17 protein-coding genes are annotated in these 19,809 nt (G+C 48.2%); all 17 read right to left on the minus strand.

What is annotated here, in order from left to right:
* Nucleotides 1–4: 4 nt before the first annotated feature.
* The gene (gene smc, locus B3N34_RS05895; protein ID WP_286975735.1) at nt 5–3,427 is read right to left on the minus strand and encodes a chromosome segregation protein SMC; all 3,423 of its coding nucleotides are present in this window, start codon (nt 3,425–3,427) and stop codon (nt 5–7) included.
* On the minus strand, nt 3,390–4,886 hold the full coding sequence (locus B3N34_RS05900) for an Rne/Rng family ribonuclease (protein ID WP_286975737.1): 1,497 nt from the start codon (nt 4,884–4,886) through the stop codon (nt 3,390–3,392). The genes smc and B3N34_RS05900 overlap by 38 nt, the downstream gene beginning before the upstream one ends.
* 27 nt (nt 4,887–4,913) lie before the next feature.
* Nucleotides 4,914–5,498 (minus strand): TIGR03936 family radical SAM-associated protein, encoded by a 585-nt coding sequence (locus B3N34_RS05905; RefSeq protein WP_286975739.1) that lies wholly within the window; start codon nt 5,496–5,498, stop codon nt 4,914–4,916.
* A complete protein-coding gene (locus B3N34_RS05910; RefSeq protein WP_286975741.1) occupies nt 5,488–7,287 on the minus strand; it encodes a TIGR03960 family B12-binding radical SAM protein in 1,800 nt (599 codons plus the stop codon). Before B3N34_RS05910 ends, B3N34_RS05905 begins: the two co-directional genes overlap by 11 nt.
* Nucleotides 7,288–7,311: 24 nt before the next feature.
* On the minus strand, nt 7,312–8,409 hold the full coding sequence (rodA, locus tag B3N34_RS05915; RefSeq protein ID WP_286975742.1) for a rod shape-determining protein RodA: 1,098 nt from the start codon (nt 8,407–8,409) through the stop codon (nt 7,312–7,314).
* Nucleotides 8,410–8,415: 6 nt separating this feature from the next.
* Nucleotides 8,416–8,691 carry a cell division topological specificity factor MinE gene (gene minE, locus B3N34_RS05920; protein ID WP_286975745.1) on the minus strand — a complete coding sequence of 92 codons (276 nt, stop codon included), beginning with the start codon at nt 8,689–8,691 and terminating at the stop codon, nt 8,416–8,418.
* Between the two features lie 36 nt (nt 8,692–8,727).
* The gene (minD, locus tag B3N34_RS05925) at nt 8,728–9,528 is read right to left on the minus strand and encodes a septum site-determining protein MinD (RefSeq protein WP_286975747.1); all 801 of its coding nucleotides are present in this window, start codon (nt 9,526–9,528) and stop codon (nt 8,728–8,730) included.
* A 20-nt stretch (nt 9,529–9,548) separates the two neighbouring features.
* On the minus strand, nt 9,549–10,193 hold the full coding sequence (gene minC / locus B3N34_RS05930) for a septum site-determining protein MinC (RefSeq protein ID WP_286975749.1): 645 nt from the start codon (nt 10,191–10,193) through the stop codon (nt 9,549–9,551).
* A 3-nt stretch (nt 10,194–10,196) separates the two neighbouring features.
* Entirely contained in the window at nt 10,197–11,930 is a 1,734-nt protein-coding gene (mrdA, locus tag B3N34_RS05935; protein WP_286975752.1) for a penicillin-binding protein 2, read from the minus strand.
* Nucleotides 11,931–12,398 (minus strand): hypothetical protein, encoded by a 468-nt coding sequence (locus tag B3N34_RS05940; protein WP_286975754.1) that lies wholly within the window; start codon nt 12,396–12,398, stop codon nt 11,931–11,933.
* Between the two features lies 1 nt (nt 12,399).
* Complete coding sequence (gene mreC / locus B3N34_RS05945) at nt 12,400–13,209, minus strand: rod shape-determining protein MreC (RefSeq protein WP_286975757.1); 810 nt, start codon at nt 13,207–13,209, stop codon at nt 12,400–12,402.
* 55 nt (nt 13,210–13,264) lie between these two features.
* Entirely contained in the window at nt 13,265–14,302 is a 1,038-nt protein-coding gene (locus tag B3N34_RS05950; protein WP_286975759.1) for a rod shape-determining protein, read from the minus strand.
* A 68-nt stretch (nt 14,303–14,370) separates the two neighbouring features.
* Nucleotides 14,371–15,015: an MBL fold metallo-hydrolase gene (locus B3N34_RS05955; RefSeq protein WP_286975762.1), complete on the minus strand. Its 645-nt coding sequence runs from the start codon at nt 15,013–15,015 to the stop codon at nt 14,371–14,373.
* Nucleotides 15,012–15,467, minus strand: a complete 456-nt coding sequence (dtd, locus tag B3N34_RS05960; RefSeq protein ID WP_286975764.1) for a D-aminoacyl-tRNA deacylase — start codon at nt 15,465–15,467, stop codon at nt 15,012–15,014. The genes B3N34_RS05955 and dtd overlap by 4 nt, the downstream gene beginning before the upstream one ends.
* A 4-nt stretch (nt 15,468–15,471) precedes the next feature.
* Nucleotides 15,472–17,766, minus strand: a complete 2,295-nt coding sequence (locus tag B3N34_RS05965; RefSeq protein WP_286975767.1) for a RelA/SpoT family protein — start codon at nt 17,764–17,766, stop codon at nt 15,472–15,474.
* Nucleotides 17,767–17,786: 20 nt separating this feature from the next.
* Nucleotides 17,787–19,376, minus strand: a complete 1,590-nt coding sequence (locus tag B3N34_RS05970; RefSeq protein ID WP_286975770.1) for a single-stranded-DNA-specific exonuclease RecJ — start codon at nt 19,374–19,376, stop codon at nt 17,787–17,789.
* A 59-nt stretch (nt 19,377–19,435) separates the two neighbouring features.
* Nucleotides 19,436–19,801 (minus strand): LapA family protein, encoded by a 366-nt coding sequence (locus B3N34_RS05975; RefSeq protein WP_213697299.1) that lies wholly within the window; start codon nt 19,799–19,801, stop codon nt 19,436–19,438.
* Between the last annotated feature and the right edge of the window lie 8 nt (nt 19,802–19,809).

The raw sequence follows: 19,809 nt of genomic DNA on the forward strand, positions 1-19,809 counted from the left end.
CGCCTCATTCCCAATCGGAAAGCCTGATGCTTACGATTTTCGATAGTCCGGGTTCTTCCAGAGTCACGCCGTACATTATATCCGCCCTTTCCATTGTCAGCCTTCTATGGGTAATTGCCACAATTTGGAGGGATTTGGAGTATTGCTCCACCAAATCGGCAAAACGCCTTAAGTTGGCTTCGTCCAGGGAGGCATCCACTTCATCTAAAATGGCTACGGGGACCTGGGCTTCCTCCATGGTGGAAAAAAGGTAGGCAATGGCTGTCAGGGAGCGTTCGCCTCCCGAAAGTTGAGCCAAACTTTGCGGCCTCTTGCCCGGCGGTCTAGCAGCTATGTCAACCCCCGAATTCCAGAGATCAAACTCGTCGTTTAAAGCCAAATTGGCTTCTCCGCCCCCGAAGAGCTTGGCGAAAATGGCATTAAAGCGATCGTTTATAGCCTTCAAGGCTCCCTTGAACAATAATCCCGCCTGCCTGTCGGTATCCCTTATAATGCCATCGAGCTCTCTTTTGGCTTCCTTAACATCATCATATTGCTCGGAAAGGTAGTCAATGCGGCCGATCAGCGAGGCGTCCTCCGACAAGACACCGTAGTCCGCATCACAGTAATCCTGAAGCTCTAGCTGCAATGATCTTGCCCTCTCTTTAAGGCGTCCCAGTTCGACAGGGCTCGCGTCGCAAAGAGGACCTTCTTTGCCGTCGAATCCGTTATCCTCAAGTTCTGCTCTCTGGCCATACAGGTTTTTCAGCCTTTCCTTCGCCAGGACCAACTGGGACTCGCATTTCCTCATTCGTTCCCTTGCTTCTTGAAGCTTCGAAGAGGACTTGCGAGACATATTTTCGATTTTTACCCTAACTTCCTGCGCTTTTTTCATATCCCCGGCAAGGCTCCGACGCCTGGAAAACAGCTCTTTGTACTTGCCTTTCAACTCAGATATTTTGAGTTCGCTGTCGGCCAATTCCCTTTCGGCTTTGAGGATTTCCTCCCTCTTTTGCTGGATGCGCTCCCTGTGGGCTGATAACTCATCTTCTATCCTATCCAACACATCTTGACGGCCCCTTATCCTCTCCTGCAATAACTCCACCTCTCGATCGAGGTAGGAAAGATCGCTCTGCAATCTATCATTTAAGTCGATCTCTTCCATGCCGGACAACTCTAATGAGATTTGTTCCAGTTCGGCCTTTCTCTCTTTCATATCCACGATGAGGGATTTTATTTCTTTTTTTAATTTGCCAGCCTCGGCTTCCGCGTCCTTAATCCGACTCTCGCTGTTGGATAAAAGGCTCGAGATCTTTTTCATCTCCCCCTTCAGCCGATCGACCAAAGCGAGCTGCCTTTGAGTGTCCTCCTTTAACCTTATCTCCCTTTCCTCCGCCTTGGACAAGGTGGAGCTTAATCTTTCTATCTCTTCATCGAGCAATTCAAGAAAAGACGACCTTTCTCTCAGATAGTTTCTTAGCTCTAAAACGTTTTGTGAAGACTTGTTCGCGCTGCCCCCGGATATGGTACCGCCTGGCAAGAATACCTCTCCGTCAAGGGTCACTACCGGAAAATTCCTGTACATGCCCGATATCCTGACGGCCTCACCGTAATCGCTCGCCAACAGCAGGTTGCCCAAAAGGTGCATCACGCAATTTTCCCATTTGGGGTTGTAGGAGATGAGATCTATAAACCATCCTATCGCCTTCTTTCCATCTACGCGGATGGCCTGATTCTTCCGCTGAGGGTTGGCCCTGCTCAAGGGTAAAAAGGTAGCCCTTCCCGCATTGCCCACTTTCAGGTACTCGATACATTCGCCGGCCGCATGCTCGTCGGGCACTAATATCCAAAATTGCCTTCCACCCAAAAAGGACTGCAGGGCTGGGATATATTCCTTGGGGCAGGATATTGCATCGACGAAGGGGTCGAAATCAACCTTCAGCCTTCCCAATCTTTTGGCGGCCATCAGATATTCAACGGGCCTCGGATAAACTCCGGATGAGAGTACGTCTTTGGTCCTTTCGATCTCCGAATTCAGCTTTGTCCTCTCTCTTCTTCTGGACTGCAACTTGGCGGCTATCGCCTGAGCTTCGGCAAGAGCCTTCATGTGTTGAGAGGATAATTCCTCAAAGATCCTTTCTTCATCCTGCAACTTTAGAGCTGTCTCTCTCGCAGATTTTTGAAGATCGGATAATTCCTCCTTCGCCTCCAGCATTTGGGAGATCAGGCTGCCGTAACTTTTTCCGAAATAATGAACCTTGCGGTTCAACTCAGTGAGAGATGTTTCGCAAAAGGCCTTCTTTCCGAGCAATTCTTCTTTCTTTCGAGAAAGTTCTTTTATCTTCGAAAAGCTGTCTTTCAATTTGGCCTCGAGATCATCGCGCAGTCGCCTTTTTTCGGCCAATTGTTCCTTCAGCTCTTCTACGGCGAGCCTAAGGCTTTCTTCTTCAGGCAGAAGCTTTTCCATCGACATATATGCCGACTCGAGCTCCTCCTTAGTACGAAAATAGAGGTCCCTTGTTTTGCTGCGCTCCAAAGCCAGGGAGGAGAGCTTCTTTTTTAAGTTGCCGATCTCACTGGAGAGTCTGTCAAAAATCTCTCTATTTCTTTCGTCCCCGGAGGCCAAGGCATCAATTTGGTTTTCAAAAACGCTCAGAGCCTTCTGCCATAGGGAAACCCAGAGCCGGGCAGAAAAAAGGCTCCCGGAAATTCTCATTTTGGCATCCTCTGCGTCTTTGATCTCCTCGATGACCCTGCAATACTCAAGCCATTTTATCCTTTTCGATAAACTTTTAAGCTCTTCGTCCAATTCGCTTTTTTTTTCGGCTCTCATGACTTGAGGATGAATGTCGCTGCGCCTTTGCTTTAATTCATCGATCAAAGTTTTTAATCTTAGGGCCTCTTCATCAGCTCTAATCAGCTTTAAAAGGGCCTCTTCTCTCTTCCTGCGGTATTGAGATATACCGAAAAGAACTTCCAGGTTCGCCCTCCTTTCGGCGGGTTTTTGTTTAATAGCTTCCAGGACCTCGCCCTGGCCGATGAAAGCAAAATCGATCCCTTCAAGCCCCAACAGGCGCTTTTCTTCCTCCATCTCGTAAAGTTTTACCTTTTTGCCATCCACGAAAAAGGAGGAACCGCTTTCGTCGAGAACGCGCTTAAAGGCTTTCAGTTTTCCCTTATCGTTGATTACGAAGGAAACCCGGGCCTCCCTGGCAGGGGGGCGCGAGGGGCTGCCCTGGAAGAGAAGATCGCTTTGCTTCGATATCCTCAAACGGCTCGGAGACTGCTCCCCCAAAGCCCATCTTATGGCATCTAGAATATTGCTCTTTCCGCTTCCGTTTGGACCTGCGATTACCGTATATTTTTCGGAAAGCTCGATATCGACCTGCTCCCCGAAGCTTTTAAATCCCTTAAGAGCGACCCGCTCTATAAACAACAATATCTCCATCCTCTTCCAACAATTTAATCTTATAAAGAGCTTGGTCCAGAGGACCTTGGAAGATAAGGCGATACTTATCCCACGCCAGCTCCTTCGACTGAAGGACGAAAAGGGCCTTTTCAAATTCCTGAGCCCACTGGGAGAGGAAATTATTTCCTATGTATTCGGCTATGGCAGAGTGTGCCTCCAATATGAGGGCTTCGACCTTGCTGGACAATATCACCTTCCGCAGGAAACGCTTTATGTCCATGGCGACGGCATCTTCCTTTAACACCCAACCCATATTGGCGCAAAAAGGACAAGGCCTAGTCATATAGGTCTTCAAGTCCGGCCTCGAGCGCTTGCGCGTAATCTCCACGAGGCCGAGCTTGCTCACGCCGTAAACCTTGGATTTATACCTGTCCCCCTTGAACAGCTCTTCCAGATAGTCTAAAAGCTTTTGTTTGTCCTCCTGGTAATCCATATCTATGAAGTCCACTATGATTATTCCGCCGATGGAGCGAAGCCTCAGCTGTCTTGCGATCTCCTTTGCCGCCTCCATATTTGTATCCAATATGGTATGTCTTAAATTATCCGTTCCGACATACTTGCCCGTGTTGACATCTATTACCGTCATCGCTTCCACCTGGTCTATGTATAAAAAACCGCCAGATGAAAGCCAGAGCTTTCTTTCCAGGGCGGCGCTGATATCTTTTTCTATGTCGAAATATTCAAATATGGGTATGTTCCTGGCATAGAGTTCCACAACGGGCTGTACCCTGCGGGAATGTCTGGAAATGTAATCAACTACGAGCTTGTGATCGTAAGGATCATCTATAACCACTTGAGAGACCCTTTCGTCGAGCTCATCGCGCAAAACTTTTCCCAGCAGGCCGGCATCCCGATAAAGAAGAGAGGGGGATGGCATTTTCAGCGCGAGGTTGCTTATATCTTTCCAAAGTTCCAAAAGCTCTCCAATCTCCTCTTTTATGACCTCTTCATCCATTCCCGAAGCCACTGTACGCACGATGACGCCAAAACCATCGGGAACCAATTCTCTTGCGATACCCTTCAACCGCTCCTTTTCTCCCGATTCGTCGATACGCCTGGAAACGCCGATGTCGCTAGCTCCGGGAAGCAAAACCACATACCTTCCCGGCAAGGAAATGCGAGCCGTTACTCGCGGCCCCTTGCCCTTCCTGGCTACCTTGGTAACCTGAACGATTATCTCTCCGTTTGGCTTTATTTCGGCATTCTTAGCGTCGTCGAGATATAAAAAGGCGTTTCGCCCTTCACCTAAATTTACAAAGGCCGCATTCATCCCTGGAAGTATATTATCTATCCTGGCCTTATATATCTCTCCCGCTCTCTGCCTTTCCCACATCCTTTCGGCAAAAAGCTCTACCAGACGCCCTCCTTCCAAAATGGCAACGCGAGATTCTTCCGGATCGATGACATTTGCTATGATCCATTTATCGTCGTCATTCAAAAGCGTTACCCCCTAAACAGCAATTTATTACAAGAGGGGAAGTATCTTTCCCTCTTCGCCTTTTCCTAGTTTTGTTCTGACTATCCTTATGTCCTCCCAGGAGGAGATCACTCCGCCCTTTGAAAGGGCTTTTACGAAAAGCGTTGGGCTTATTTGATAAGGATTGCCGGTTACGGCTTCTACTTCTTTTCCGCAAAGCGTCAAAATCTCGACCCCAGGGACATGGTTTTGCAAAAGAGTGCAGGCATCGCTCCCCTTTTCTTTGCTTTTAAATTGCAAAAGATATTGGGCTTTATCGCAGGATTTGCTCAAAGACAAGCCCTCTGTCGAGACAGCTTTTTTTGCCATCAAACCACGGGGCAGTTTTTCATTCAAAGCCTCGAGATCTTCTGCTCTCCAATTTTCTACCCAAATATCGGCCACTTCGCATAGAGAAAAGACCCCCACAGGCAAAGGAGGACCCAAACTTATCTTAGGATGGGGCGACATGCCTTCCGTAAAAATCTGCCTTATTCCTGACCGCCTTAGGGATCTCGACAGAAGGGTGGGCATTTCGACATGGGGGACAAAACATATGGGCCCCATTTTTTCGTAGAGAATTCTAACTCTCATGGCGTACATCACCTGAGAAACAAACATCCCGGAGGCCACAAGCGTTGCATCCGCTCCATCTGCAGTCACCCGTTATTTCGCCCTTTAAGGCTTTTTCCCTCTCGGACCACAGAAATTCCTTCGTTACGCCTACATCGACGTGATCCCAGGGGAGCCTTTCCTCGTATGGAATCTGCCTGGCCGTAATATGATAGGGGTCAACTCCGCAATCCTCGAACGCCTTTAGCCAAAAAGAGAGGTCGAAGGTCTCGCCCCATCCATCAAATCGCGCACCGTATTTCCAGGCCCTTTCGATTACGTCGGCCACCTCTTCATCGCCTTTCGCTATAACGGCTTCTATAAAACTTTGTGCAGGCTCATGAAAACTCACGGAGACGTTTTTCTGACGAAACTGCCTTTTAATCCAAAGCCCCTTATCCATTAACTCTTCCATCCGGTTCTGTGCTTCCCACTGAAAAGGCGTGTGAGCCTTCGGCACAAAACCGGCAATCGAAGCCGATACCGACGTCCTTTTATTGTACGACCTTCCCAGGGAGCGGGCCATTCCTATTATATCAACTATGCCCCTGAGGTCTTCCTCTGTTTCGGTTGGCAGGCCCATCATAAAATATAGCTTCACCTTGCTCCAGCCCGCTTCGAAGACCGCCTTCAAGGTGTTTTCTATATCCTTTTCGGTCACTCCCTTGTTGATCACATTTCTCAAACGCTGGCTCCCCGCCTCAGGGGCAAAGGTAAGACCCCTTCTTTTCATCTCTTCAAGCTTCAAAGCCACGTCAATGGCTTTGGGATCCATCCGCAAGCTGGGAAGGCTTAAAGCAGCCCTGTATTCAGAAAGCAGCGGACCTAATCTGTCCATAGTCTCCTCAAGCCAGGGATAATCACAGGTAGAAAGCGATGTCAGGCCCAATTCCTCGTAACCGCTTTGAGATAGGATCTTATTCGCCAGCTCACAAACCCTTTCCGGATCTCTGTAGCGAACGGGCCTGTATATCATCCCGGCCTGGCAAAATCTGCACCCCCTGGTGCAGCCTCTGAAAACCTCTACCGATGCTCGATCATGAACAATTTTATCGGAGGGAACCATGAACCTTTCGGGGGCATAGGCCTCTTGCAAAGATATTATCCTTCTTTTGACTTTGCCCGATCTCCCCGCCATGAGCGGAACATGACACCCATCTATCTTGGAAAGCAATTTAAGCTTTTCCTCTCTGGCAAAAGATCGATGCTCATATAGGATAGACAAAAGCTCTACCAACAGCTCTTCGCAGTCACCCATGCAAAAGACGTCGATAAAGGGGGTGTAGGGCATTGGCGCAAGAGCTCCGGGTCCCCCTGCTATGACTATGGGGTCTTCATCCCCGCGATCGGCAGATCGAAGGGGAATAGAGGATAAGTTAAGCATGGTGAGGATGTTAGTTGCGTTAAGTTCGTACTGTAACGTAAACCCCAATAGGTCGAACTTCCTCAGGGGTTTCTTCATCTCCAAAGACCTCAATGGCACTCCATCTTTCGCAAGCATTTCCTCCATATCGGGCCAGGGGGCATAAACCCTGTCAACATCGGCAAAATCAAGGGATTTAACCAAAAAATACAAAATTTGATATCCCAGGTAGCTCATCCCCACCTCATACACATCGGGATAGGCAAGGCAGAGAGAAATGATATTTTCTTCATCATCTTTCGGGGGCAAAAGACCCCACTCTCCTCCAATGTATCGGGAGGGTCTTTTGACCTTGGTAAGATAATCCCAATCTTTATTCCACTCCAAATCCAAAGACAAATTCTCCATCTAATCTCCTCGCAAACTTATCTTTTATTCGTATCTTTTGGGAAAATCCAAACATGCGCTTAGGAGAAGGCCAAAGCCGCAGCTTAAAGAAATGATCGAGCTTCCTCCATAGCTCATGAAGGGCAACGCCAAGCCCGTCACCGGCAATAACCCCATGCTCATGCCCACGCTTTCGAATACATGAAATAATATCCACCCCGTAAATCCGCCGACAAAAATCTTAACCCTCAGATCCTTGCTCTTTAATCCTACAAGAAGAATCCTCCAAAGGACGAACGCATAAAGACAAAGCACAAGAAAAGCTCCAACAAACCCGAATTCCTCGGCGAAAACACCGAATATAAAATCAGTATGAGGTTCGGGAAGAAACTGCAGTTTGCTTTGAGTTCCCTTCAAAAAACCCTTGCCGAAGACACCTCCGGAACCGACAGCAATTCGAGACTGAATCACGTTATACCCCGCTCCCAAGGGATCGATATTGGGGTTTAAAAAGGTCAAAATACGAAGCTTCTGGTAATCCCTCAAAAAAGGCCATCCAATCGGAATACACGCAAGGCCCGATCCAACGATGGCAGCGAAATACTTCTTCGGCAAACCCCACACCCAAAGGCAGGATATCGTAATAACGACATATATGATCGAGGTGCCGAGATCGGGCTGCAACAGGACAAACAATCCGCTTGCAGCGGAGAGTCCGAGAACCTCTAAAAAAATCGAGAAAGACTTGTCCTTTTTCAATGCCAAAAAACGGGCCAAAGCCAAGCATAATATGAGCTTTCCCATCTCGGAAGGCTGAAAGGCAAATCCTCCAAGGTAGACCCACCTGTGGGAACCCCTCGTGGCATCGCCCAAGAACAAAAGAGCGATCAGGGATATTACGAGCAACCCGTACAACAGGTAGGACCATTCAAAAAACCGCCTGATGCCTATAAAGAAAAAGACAACCATTGCCATCGCAGCCACGATGCCGTTAATCAACTGCCTTTCGACATATCCCAGCCCCTGACCGTAGGTTGCGCTGTATATGGTCATAACCCCTAGACCATATAAAATTGCAATTGCCGCAATAAGGGGCAGATCGAGAGAGGCAAAGACCTGCTTTAATTTGCTGCTTTCCGTCATTTATCCTTACTTGTTCTTTGCGTTAGGAATGTATCTTTTGATGTTTTTGACAGGTATATTAGCCACGAGGGCTACGGTTCGATCTTCCCTTTCGAGCCCGAGTTCAATTTTTTTATCGTCTACTTCCAAGTAATTACATATGACTTTTATGAGCTCGGCTCTGAGCTGCTCGAGAAGTTCCGGGGCCAGATCGGTCCTGTCGTGAATCAAGACAAGCTGCAGGCGTTCCTTTGCCTCATCCTTCGTCTTGTTTCTGCCAAACCATCTATCCAAAAAAGCCATATCCCATGCCTCCAAATCCATGTTAAAAAATTTAAACTACACCCCAAACAACTTTTTGATGTGTCCCAATATGCCCTTATTGTTCATGTGCTCGAGTTCATCGAAGGGAACCTTTTCGCCCAATATGCGTTTCGCCAGATTACTGAATGCCCTGGCAGCAGGACCGACCGCCTGAAATGTCAGAGGCTCTCCCCTGTTAGTGGAAGTTATCACAGCCTCGTCTTCGGGGACGATGCCGATCAGGTTGATCGACAGTATCTCCACGACATCCGATATGTCCAACATATCGCCTCTTTTTACCATTTTTGGGGAGAGTCGATTTATCACCAGAGATATTCCCCTCTTTTCCATGGACTCCAACAGACCTATGATGCGATCGGCGTCCCTGACTGCGGAAACTTCGGGAGTGGTAACGACAAGGGCTTCCTGCGCAGGAGCTGCGGCGTTCCTAAACCCGCTTTCTATGCCGGCGGGGCTATCGATGAGTATGAAGTCGAATTCATCGGACAACATCGAGCAAATTTCGCACATTTGTTCTGAAGTTACGGCATCCTTCGTTCTCGTCTGTGCCGCCGGAAGCATATACAAATTTTCGATCCTTTTATCTCGGACAAGGGCTTGATTTAACCTACATGCCCCTTCCACGACATCCACTAGGGTATATACTATTCTATTTTCGAGCCCCATTACCACATCCAGATTTCTCAAGCCGATATCTCCGTCTATGGCAACGACCTTTTTGCCGATCTTTGCGAGCTCTACGGCCAGATTAGCCGTGGTCGTGGTTTTGCCAACCCCCCCTTTACCGGATGTTATTACTATCGTCCTAGCGACCAACGCCCCCGCCTCCCTGTAAACTATTGAATTTCCTTAAAAATAATCGTATTTTCTTGCACATAAACTAAAACGGGTTTGCCCCAATAGGAGCAGTCTTTCTCAATACTGCTATAAAGCTTGCCTATTCTAATCTGGTTCGACTCAAAGACCTTGACGAGTATATGGGCATCTTCGTCCCCGTGACAGCCGGCATGAGCCAGGCCTTGCAGTTTTCCCCAAACCCAAATGTTGCCGCCTGCCCAGACCTCTGAGCCGTCATTTACATTGCCCAGTATGAATACATCGCTATCGTGTTCAACCTTCTGCCCCGATCTCAGAGATTTAAATATAAAAAGACCCCTTACGCCGACGCTTCCGTAACTTTGACGATTTTCTATACAAAAACCTGCCAACTTCAAGATCCTTCTTACGTGGGGATCGTAGGACCTCCAGACAACTTCCCTTGCACCGGAGGACCACACGAGGTTCTTCAAGATAGCGATTATTTCGCCTTCGTCGCTTTCCCGTCCCTGCAAATCCACTATCAAAGTTCCGTCTCGCAAAATATGGCCGCTCTCTCTTACGACCTCATCGCACATCTGCTCAATGCCAATTATATCTTTATCTTCGGGAAAAATACAGCGTATGCCTTCCCTGGTGCCCTTTAGGAGGATATGCGACCCCATCTGTTATTCCCCTCTCTCTTTTAGCAAATAGGCCAATATTTCGCCCGCCAGGGGCGCCACTGCCCTTCCTCCGGATTCTCCCTCTTCCAACAAAACTACAATGACGTACTTCGGAGAATCCGCAGGAGCATAACCCACGAAGAGGGCGTCGTTTTTATCTCGTGAAGTTTGCACCGTTCCCGTTTTGCCAGCGACTTTGACACCATACGCCCCGGCAGCCCGTCCCGTTCCGGATTTGACCACCTCTTCCAGGCCTTTTCTTATAACGCTTAAAACCTTATCGTCTATCGATATCTCTTCGCCATCTAGGCCTTCTGCTTCGATCAACCTAGGTCTAGGCAAGAACCCTCCATTTGCCACAGCCGCATAGGCCCTTGCAAGCTGAATTGGGGTTACGAGCAAAAAGCCCTGTCCTATTACGTAATTGGCAGTATCTCCAAGGTACCAACTTTCACCGAAAGTGACCTTTTTCCACCTACGACCCGCCAAATTTCCCGTCGCCTCGCCCGGCAGAGAGATACCCGTCGGCCGGCCGAAGCCCAACCTGTAAGCCCAATCGGATAGCACGTCCACACCAAGTTTTAAACCGAGCTGGAAGAAAAAAACATTACAGGAATCCCTTAAGGCGCCAACTATATCCTCCCTGCCATGTGGCCTTACGCAACGAAACCTCCTGTTGCCCACCTCCAAATAGCCGGGACAATAGAAAGTTGTTTTCGGTGTAATGACGCCTTCAGCCAGCCCGGCAATCGCAGCGACGATTTTAAAAGTCGAGGCGGGCGAATAAAGGCCTCCTATGACCCTATTCATCATGGGGTAAGAAGGATCTTTGGTCAAGGCCCTCCACTCAAAATCCCTTAAGCCCCATGCCAAGGGATTGGGATCGTAAGAAGGAGAAGAATAGAGCACCACTACATCGCCACGCTGTACATCCATAACTATGACGCCCCCCCTCTTTCCTTCCATCAATTCCGAGACCTTTTGCTGGGCAATTAAATCCAGCGTAAGAACAACATCCTTACCGTGTTCGGAGGGTTTGAAATCTAACTTACGAACCAGCCTTCCCCTGGCATCCACCTCTATGGCCTCCCCGCCAAAATTACCGCGTAAAAGGTGTTCGAACTTCGCCTCAACCCCGGATTTGCCTATCTCATCTCCGCCCTGATAGCCTCTGCTACCGTATCTTTTAAGCTCCTCTTTGTTAATGCTGCCCACATAGCCAACGACATGAGACATGACCTCCCCTGCAGGATATACGCGACGCCACTGAGAGACGGGCACCAGCTCCTGGGGAAATTCAGGGTCAGCCACTATCGTTGCCATTTGCGCCAGGGTGAGGTTATTGACCAATGTCACCGACCTATAGGGGACCGTATATTGGCTCTTCAATGTTTCTTTGAGATCCTCAGGCCTTTTTACGATCCCGTGCTTTCCAAGGAAGGATGCGATCCGTTCTATGGTTTCCTCGCTCTGCATGGAGAGAGGATACCCTTGAATGGAAAAAGTGCTGATGCTTACGGCAAGAGGAATTTGGTTAGCATCGAAAATAGTCCCCCTCCGAGGTGAGAGCCTGATCACTCTGAGCCTGTTTTCTGTAGCCAACCTAACATAATCGTCACCATGCATCACCTGAAAGACGAACAGAGCGATCATCAAAAATAGCAGTATAGCAAAGGCAAAATAACTAAAGTACAAAAGGCGTTTATCGATCGTCAAAGGAAGATCGAGGCGTTTCAATTAGTCCATCTCCCGATGAAATATATATGCATTCATAAGGATACAAAAAAGAAAAGCGCCAGATTGCTTTACCACAAAAGCAAGGCCTATATGCAAAATTGGGGCATCGAATATAAATGCTTCCGCTATAGAAATACAAATATGGGAACCAAGAACGAGAAGCATCGCAGAAAGAGATGTTCTCGCTGTTTGAGAAATCGCCCCCCAGATCAACTTGACTGCCAGCATAGCGGAAACGTAGAAAAGGGAGCTAAAGCCTAAGGGGCTTCCCCACCGCAGATCCCAGAGGAGTCCACCGACAAATGCGGCAACCAAAAGATGAATTTCCTTTCCCTCTCTATTGCTGACAAGAAGCATTCCTAAGGTTAAAACGTAGAAATCCGGAATTCCCGAAAAGGGGTTAGCCAGGACTTGAAAAAAATCCTGGACAAGCCAAGTGATAATAGAGGCTAACAAAAGGGAGGGCACTTCACCTTACCTCCAAAATCCTGACCCTTCGAAGGCGAGAGAAATCTATATCTGGCTTTACTTTGTATGTAACAAAATCTCCCTCGACGAAATCTTCTTCTGGACCATCCACAGTACCCACCAACAATCCGGGATAGAAATTGCCCACGGCAAAGGCCGTAGCTATTTTCATGCCCCTTTGCAAAGGAGCTTTCCTGGGCATATAAAATAAGGACATGTTACCTTTCCCGTCTCCCGAAAGGACGCCGATATCCCTCGTGTCTTCTACGATAACGGGGATCCTAAGGTCGGGCGACGTCACCAACTCGACAACAGCCGTCGCATCTTCTACTATGGAAACTCTTCCTACGACGTTTTCGCCACTCAACACCGGCATGCCTCTCTTTACGCCGTCATCTCGGCCTTTATCGATGGTCAAATATCTCCACCACCATCCGGGGTGTCGGTAAATTACTGTCGCATTCAAGAAATTAACCCCCTCCACCGCTAAATAGGGGGAGGCTTCATAAGCTTCTGAGCCACTAAACTCCTTATCCCTGTTTAATTCCATTCGCAGGGCGACATTTTCCTTTTGCAACAAATCTATCTTTTCTAAAAACATCCTCTTATCTCGACTAAGAACTAACGCCCTGTTTATGCCCTCTCGAAGGGTCAGGGCAGGCAATTCCAAATGCCTCAGACCTTTATAAATGAAGCTTCTCATTCTTACATCGAAACTCGATTGATGACCGACTACTGCCATTAGCACCATGGAAAAGGCGATCAAGGATATGCCGACTTGCCAAAATTCAACCATCTTCCGATCTCGCATCGTGAAGCAGCACCTCTTGTTTAAAATAATAAAATATTATCATCGGAAGCATTAGCTAAACTGATATTAAAATCCGTTTCATCCTCTCCAGTTCCGATAGAACCTTCCCTATACCTATGGCTACGGCATAAAGGGGTTGATCGGCACACATGATGGGGATGTTAAGAGACGAAGATAAACGCTTGGGCAACCCCTTCAACATGGCTCCGCCTCCAGTTAAAATTATGCCCCGTTCGACGATATCCCTAACGAGCTCCGGAGATGTTCTTTCAAGCGTCTCCAGGACCGTCTCTTCTATCCTTTTGATCATCGGCTCTAAGGCTACGCGAACGTCGGATGAGGTGATGGTCAGACTCTTGGGCAATCCGTTGCTCAAATCGCGCCCCCTAACCTCGATCGAAAGCTCATCATCCAACGGGCAGGCAGATCCCAAGGCGATCTTTATTTCCTCAGCGGTAGCTTCTCCGATGCACATCTTGAAGCTTTGTCGGAGCAACTCAATAATTGCCTCATCAATATCGTCCCCCGCCACCCTGAGGGAAGAGCTTTCCACAATGCCGCCCAAGGAGAGAACAGCTACCTCTGTAGTACCTCCTCCTATGTTGATCACCATGGACCCCTTCGGTTCGTGAATGGGAAGCCCCGCACCCAAAGCAGCCGCCAGGGGCTCTTCTATGATATAAGCTTCTTTTGCTCCCCCGCCCAGACAGGCATCAATTACAGCTTTTCTTTCCACCTCGGTAACACAGGCAGGCACGCTCACCACCACCCTCGGATGGGCAAATAGACGCCTGTCTCCGTTGATCTTTCTTATATAATATTGCAACATCGCTTCAGTAACATCGAAGTTAGCGATAACGCCATGTTTAAGAGGTCTTAAAGTCACAATGCTCTGGGGGGTCTTGCCGATCATTTCCTTTGCCCTCTTCCCGATGGCAATTATCTCATCCTTGGAATTCAAAGATTTACGGTAGGCAACAACAGAGGGTTCGTCAACCACGATTCCTTTGCCTTTCTGATAAACTACCACATTGGCCGTTCCCAAATCAATTCCCATATCTCTAGCGAACAATCCCGACAAAAACCTAAACAAGGAATTTAGACCTCCTTCTCGATCTCCAAAAACGCTGAATTATAATGGCCATAGATGCGAAGGCCAATTTAGCGCACATCGCGCTTTCCCGGCCAGAAAGGATTTTCCCGCCTTTCTCTGCCCAGCGTCGTCTCCGGTCCGTGCCCCGGAAGGACCTTCATATCATCGGGAAGATAATCCAATTTTTTCAACGACGACTCAAGGGCGGCAAAATCCCCTCCGGGCAAATCAGTCCTTCCAACGCTAAGGGCAAAAATGGTATCTCCCGAAAAAAGCAGCTCTTCGCCCTCATGGCTTGCTAGATAACAAACGCTTCCTTGAGTATGGCCGGGGGTATGTATAACCCTTATTAAAATCGATCCTACCTTTATCGACTCCCCGTCGGACAAGGGTTTCACACTGCCATCCACTTTCACACTTTCACCGGCAAATTGAGAAAGGTTTTTCATTGGATTGGCCAACATGCCCAAGTCGTCTTCATGCACCGCTACGGGACAATCGTAGCGATCCTGTAGAGCCTTAACCCCAGCTATATGATCCACGTGGCCGTGGGTCAAGAGAATAATCTTCAATTCAAGCGAATTACCCTCGATGACAGCAATGACATCATCGGGGTCTCCGCCGGGATCCACGAAAAAGGCATTGCCGTCTTCATCATATACTAAATATCCGTTCGCAAACAGAGCTCCCAAGGGGAATCGCATGACCTTCATTTATTCAACACCTCTTTGCTGTCTAGTATCAATGTAACCGGGCCGTCATTGCACAGACTTACCTTCATGTGGGTCTGAAAACGCCCCGTCTGGACATCAATCTTGCTTTTCCTCAATTCATCCAAAAATTCCTCAAAAAGTTGATTGGCCATATTGGGTGGCGCAGCGCCCAAAAAGGAGGGCCTTCTTCCTTTGCTACAATCTCCAAAAAGGGTAAACTGAGAAACGGCCAAAATGGACCCCTTTACATCCATTAAGGAAAGGTTGAGCTTACCCTCGTCATCAGGAAAGACCCTCAGATTCGGTATTTTATTCGCCATAAACCTCACGTCTTCCAAGGTATCCTCTCGAGATACGCCGACCAAAAGGCACAAACCGGGGCCTATTTCCCCCAATATTTCCCCTCCCACCTCGACCTTGGCCCAGAGCACTTTCTGCAAAACGACTCGCATATACTTACCCCCTAACGACCATGAGCACACCTTCGATCGAATTGATGCGCGCCATTATTCGGTAAAGCTGCTCTACGTCTTTGACCAATATCTCCATGTTCATTCTGGCCCTGTTCTTATCGACCACGTGGGCGCTTATGGATAGAATACTTCCCTCGGCAGCGTTTATCGCTTGTGTAACATCGGCAAACAAGCCTGGCCTGTCGACAGCCTCCAGCCTGAGGCGAGTAGAGTAAAAGGCCTTGGTCTTCTGCCCCCAGGAGACCTCAACCCTTCGGCCATCCGATGTTCTCAGCAAATTCGGACAATCGGACCTGTGCACTGTTATCCCTCTGGTTGTCGTAACATAACCGACAATTTGATCTCCCGGGACTGGACAACAGCAGTGGGCCAACGAGACCATCACTCCTCCGGCCCCTTCCACTAGGATCTCCGAGTCCGTCTCCTTCGTTTTTGGTTGTCCGATTGCCTTTGCCGCACCCTTAGACCTCGCAAGTTCCGAGTCGATAAGCTTAGACACCACAGAGGAGGGCGAAATGCTCCCCTCTCCTATAGCGACGAAAAGCTCTTCTTTATTTGACAGGCCAAAATCCCTTGCCACTTTATTCAAAGTACTGGAAGAGGACTCCAAATCCAGGCCTTTAAATTCTTCATGCTTTGAAATTTCAGACAGCAGCAGATCCCGCCCTCTTTCCAGCCTTTCTTTTTTCTCGGTCTGCTCCATCGCCCTGAAATAGGCTCTTATCTTCGACCGGGCCCGCCCTGTGCTTACAATGCTCAACCAGTCTCTGGAAGGGTGTCCCTGCGGAGATGTAAGAATTCTAATTATATCCCCGTTTTTTAACTCGTAGCTCAAGGGAACTATCCGGCCATTAACCATGGCGCCTACGCATTTATTTCCTATCTCGGTGTGAATATTATAGGCGAAGTCCAAAGGAGTTGCGCCCTTGGGCAAAGATATCACATCGCCCTTGGGGGTAAAGACGAAGACCTCTGTCGATAGCACATCTGCCTTCAAGTTTTCCAGGAATTCGGAAGGCTCCGAAGAATCGAGCTGCGTTTCCAGGACTTGTCTTATCCACGTCAACTTGGTATCCAGGTCGTCTGGCTTTATCTGACCTTCCTTGTATCTCCAGTGGGCAGCAATCCCGTACTCCGCTATCCAATGCATATCCCAGGTTCTTATTTGTACTTCCAGGGGTTCTCCGCTTGGCCCCACCACTGTGGTATGCAAAGATTGATACATGTTGCTTTTAGGATTTGCAATGTAATCGTCGAATTGGCCGGGAATGGGTTTCCATATGGTATGGACAATGCCCAAAACCTGGTAGCAATCCACGACAGAATTTGTAATAACCCTTAAAGCCAGGAGATCGTACATCTGCTCTATTGTTAGATTCTTGCGCTTCATCTTTTCGTAAATACTGTAAAAGTGCTTTGCCCTCCCGGTAATGAAGGCCTTTATTCCCCCTTCATCCAATTTTCTGGATAAGGTGTCTATAGCTTCTTTTATAATGGCTTCCCTTTCGGGAAGTTTCTTCCTTACTCTCCGCCTAATCTCGTAATACATGTCCGGTTCCAAGACTTTAAAGGCCAAATCCTCGAGCTCCCGTTTCATATGATAGATGCCGAGCCTATGAGCAAGAGGCGCATATATTTCAAGGGTTTCCTTGGCTATGCGAAGCTGCTTTTCCCTTCTCAACACCTGTATCGTACGCATGTTATGAAGGCGGTCGGCCAATTTGATTAACACGACCCGAATGTCTTTGGCCATCACTAAAAACATCTTGCGCAAATTCTCAGCCTGATAGTCCTCCACGGTCTTAAAGTCGATGTTTCCAAGTTTTGTTACCCCATCGACAAGCACTGCAACGTTCGTGCCGAATTTAGCCTTAACTTCCTCGAAAGTAGAATCGGTATCTTCAATGACATCATGCAAGAGCGCGGCTACAAGAGTTTCAACATCTATATTGACATCGGAAAGTATACCGGCCACCGAGAGGACATGCACCACGTAAGGTTCCCCCGTAGCCCTTTTTTGGTTCTTATGCTTGTTAGCGGCATGCACAAAAGCTTCCCCCAGGAGCTTCAATTCGTTCTTATCCAGGTATTTCGCCGCCTTACTCCAAAGCTCCTGCCAAGCCAAACTTACGGCAGTCGTCCTGCTCTCTTCAGGGATGCGACCCATGAAGCTATCGCGCAAAATCCGTAGGGCCTTATCCATCCCCTGGGATGAGGGACTCTGCATTCCACTCCACTGGTAGCCGTACATCATACGACTTTCGCTACCTTCATTCATTTAGCTACTCCCCTGACAAATCATATGACTGCTTTTTCTGCTTTCATGGACAACTTAAGCTTTCCCCCAAAGGCATCGACGAAGGGGCGGTACAGCCACCCTTTGATTCTGCCTTTGTACTTTTCTGCTTCACTGAAATTAAATATCAATATCTCGCCACTCCTTGATAAAAGACGATAATGACTCCCTCCTCTTAGAGGTTTCATTACATCATCATATTGATGGCTTATAAAGAAGTAGGGCATCTCGTTGCCCTCGCCGAAGGGGGCAAGCTCTCTAAATCGCTCCCATAGATGCAAATCCCACATCTTAGGCTCAAACGATATTGCGTCCTCGTATTCCGAGACGCTCTCAAGAGAACAGCATTTTGACAGGCTATCCTCAAGCTTTTTCTTTACCTCATGCCATCCTTTCGCATCTACGCTGAAGCCTGCCGCACCCTTATGGCCTCCCCAGCTCTTTAAATGGGAGGATATCTTTTCCAATACTTCTATAGCGTTTAAACCCTCCGGCACCCTCAAAGAAGCTCTCACATTTCCGCCGTGCTGAGCAGCCAAAACTATAGGCCTGTTGAACTCATAGCACAATCTGCTCGCCACGCTGCTCAAAAGCCCTAAAGGCCAATGAGCCGAATCCACAACGAACTTGAAACGTCCATCACGCAATCCCGTAGTGGCCTGGTTGTACAGCTCGCCGCTCAGCTTTTTACGCTGATAGTTTAAATTCACAAGTTCCAGGGCAGCTTTGATGCTCTCCTTGGAATGTTCGAGCGCCTTCAGAGCCGTCTCAGCAAGGGAAATCCTTCCGGCCGAATTTAAACATGGATTAAGCTTCATCGCTAACTGATTTTCATCTATAGGGTACATTACAGAAAGTTTGTCGAATAGATATCTCAAGCCCGGCCTTAGAGTCGTCTCTAACCGTTTAAGACCTTCCCGCACGAGGGCTCTATTCAGTAGACCAAGGGGCATTGAATCGCCAACTACCGATAGGGAGACTATATCCAATCTGTCCAACAACCAATCCTGCGACACAAGGCCGCTTTGCCACAGCCAACACCACAAAACTCCCGCAGCAGACAGCTTTCTCGCTTCTTCATCTCCCCCTATGTGAGGATTAATTATACATTCACGATGGCAAATTTTGTCAACGAAATGATGATCGAACACCGCCACTTTCAATCCCATATCGAGGGCAAGATCGATTTCCTTCTCGTTTTTGCTTCCGCAGTCGGTAACGATCAGAAGATCAAACCCCATACGCGCTATTACTTTAACGACATCAGGATTTAAACCATATCCGTCTTTTAGCCTATGGGGGAGATAATATCGAACATGCCATCCCTTTTCACGGGCAAATTCGCTGGCAAGCAATGCAGAAGCCACCCCATCCACATCGTAGTCCCCGTAAAGAGCAACCTTGCTGCCCTTTGACAGTGCTTTTAAAGTAGGGAAAACTGCCTCCCCTCCCTCACAAAGGAAAAGATTAGCCAATAACGAATTTAGGCTCGGGCGCAACCATGCCCGAGCCTTTGAGATATCCAGGCGGTCACCATATTTGATTCGCAAAGTTAAGGCCGTTAGCTCATGACACTGCAACGAGTCAACCAATTCACGCGGAGCATCCTCTATCCCCCAAATACGAAGACGCGTGTTATCTTGTAAGGGAATCACTTCTCAGCTTCTACCCCTTCATTTGCAGCGTATTCTCCCTGGGGGAAGGCATCTCGCGAACCGGCATTGCCTTCTCGTTGCAGGGCGTTCAAAAGAGACCGCTTTTCGTCTTCCAGTTCGGCAATGCGCCTTTTAAGTTCTTTTGTGTCGCTTTTGTATCTGTTCTTATATTCTAACTGAGCAAATAAAGAAGTAATCCACATCAAAACGGCACCGGCGGCAAAGACCAACACTTCCCATATGCCTTGATGAAGAGACCATTGCCACGTCAAAAATTTTACGATCACGGTTCCGCTATTTTGGACAGCGTAGAAAGCTGCCAACAACATTCCAAGCGCAAGAGCTACAACATAACTTTTCATGAAAGCCC

This window comes from Acetomicrobium sp. UBA5826 (genome assembly GCF_002433005.1).
Lineage (GTDB): Bacteria > Synergistota > Synergistia > Synergistales > Acetomicrobiaceae > Acetomicrobium.

Excerpts from the sequence above, each read along its gene's own strand:
- smc (WP_286975735.1), bottom strand. The coding sequence starts at position 3,427 with ATGGAGATATTGTTGTTTATAGAGCGGGTCGCTCTTAAGGGATTTAAA.
- B3N34_RS05905 (WP_286975739.1), bottom strand. The coding sequence starts at position 5,498 with ATGAGAGTTAGAATTCTCTACGAAAAAATGGGGCCCATATGTTTTGTC.
- B3N34_RS05910 (WP_286975741.1), bottom strand. The coding sequence starts at position 7,287 with ATGGAGAATTTGTCTTTGGATTTGGAGTGGAATAAAGATTGGGATTAT.
- rodA (WP_286975742.1), bottom strand. The coding sequence starts at position 8,409 with ATGACGGAAAGCAGCAAATTAAAGCAGGTCTTTGCCTCTCTCGATCTG.
- minE (WP_286975745.1), bottom strand. The coding sequence starts at position 8,691 with ATGGCTTTTTTGGATAGATGGTTTGGCAGAAACAAGACGAAGGATGAG.
- minC (WP_286975749.1), bottom strand. The coding sequence starts at position 10,193 with ATGGGGTCGCATATCCTCCTAAAGGGCACCAGGGAAGGCATACGCTGT.
- mreC (WP_286975757.1), bottom strand. The coding sequence starts at position 13,209 with ATGCGAGATCGGAAGATGGTTGAATTTTGGCAAGTCGGCATATCCTTG.
- B3N34_RS05955 (WP_286975762.1), bottom strand. The coding sequence starts at position 15,015 with ATGAAGGTCATGCGATTCCCCTTGGGAGCTCTGTTTGCGAACGGATAT.
- dtd (WP_286975764.1), bottom strand. The coding sequence starts at position 15,467 with ATGCGAGTCGTTTTGCAGAAAGTGCTCTGGGCCAAGGTCGAGGTGGGA.
- B3N34_RS05965 (WP_286975767.1), bottom strand. The coding sequence starts at position 17,766 with ATGAATGAAGGTAGCGAAAGTCGTATGATGTACGGCTACCAGTGGAGT.
- B3N34_RS05975 (WP_213697299.1), bottom strand. The coding sequence starts at position 19,801 with ATGAAAAGTTATGTTGTAGCTCTTGCGCTTGGAATGTTGTTGGCAGCT.